Annotated in this window: 1 protein-coding gene; it reads right to left on the bottom strand. The window is 75.2% G+C overall.

Annotation, left to right across the window (positions count from 1 at the left end; all coding sequences use genetic code 11):
• Window positions 1-142: 142 nt before the first annotated feature.
• A partial coding sequence (locus tag AC1MIR_RS18670) for an ABC transporter permease (protein WP_480029694.1) occupies window positions 143-735 on the bottom strand: 593 nt, incomplete at its 5' end.

The raw sequence follows: 735 nt of genomic DNA, 5'->3' as shown, positions 1-735 counted from the left end.
GTCGCCCCGAACGACGGCCCGCATCGGATGCGGCGGAGGGCCAATTGGAGCGGGGCCGGGGTCGGGGTGGCCCGGGGGGGGGGGGGGGGGGGGGGGGGGCGGGGGGGGGCGGCGCCGCCCGCCACGTGCCAGCCTGCGGCCGTCACGACCGCGTGATCCGCGGGTCGAGCACGGCGTAGAGCAGATCCATCACCAGGTTGATCAGCAGGAACAGGCCGGAGACGGTCAGCACGATGCCGACCACCATCGGGTAGTCGCGCTGCTCCACCGCGCGCAGCAGCGGCGTGGAGAGGCCGGGCCAGTTGAACACGTATTCCACCAGCACCGTGCCGCCGAGCAGCGTGCCCATCTGCAGGCCGAGCACCGTGGTCACCGGGATCATGCCGTTGCGCACCACATGGCGGCGCAGCACGCGGCCGGGCGTGAGCCCCTTGGCGCGGGCGGTGCGCACATGGTCGCGCGAGAGCACGTCCAGCATCGCCGTGCGCGTCATGCGGAAGACGGTGGCGGCCAGCCCCTTCGCCACCGCCACGGCCGGCAGCAGCAGCAGCAGGAAATGCTTGCCCGCGTCCTGCTCGAGCGGCGTGTAGCCGCCGGCCGGCAGCCAGCGCAGCCACTGCGCCAGCACCAGGATCAGCAGCGTGCCGAGCACGAAGACCGGCAGCGCCTGCAGCACCGCGGCGGTGGCCGATGCCGCGCGGGGGGAGGCGCGGCCGGCCAGCCCCGCGGCCCCGC

It is taken from the genome of Falsiroseomonas sp. RANM36 (assembly GCF_056682175.1).
Note: the sequence above shows the minus strand (reverse complement) of the source record. Positions and strands in the feature narration are given on the sequence as shown.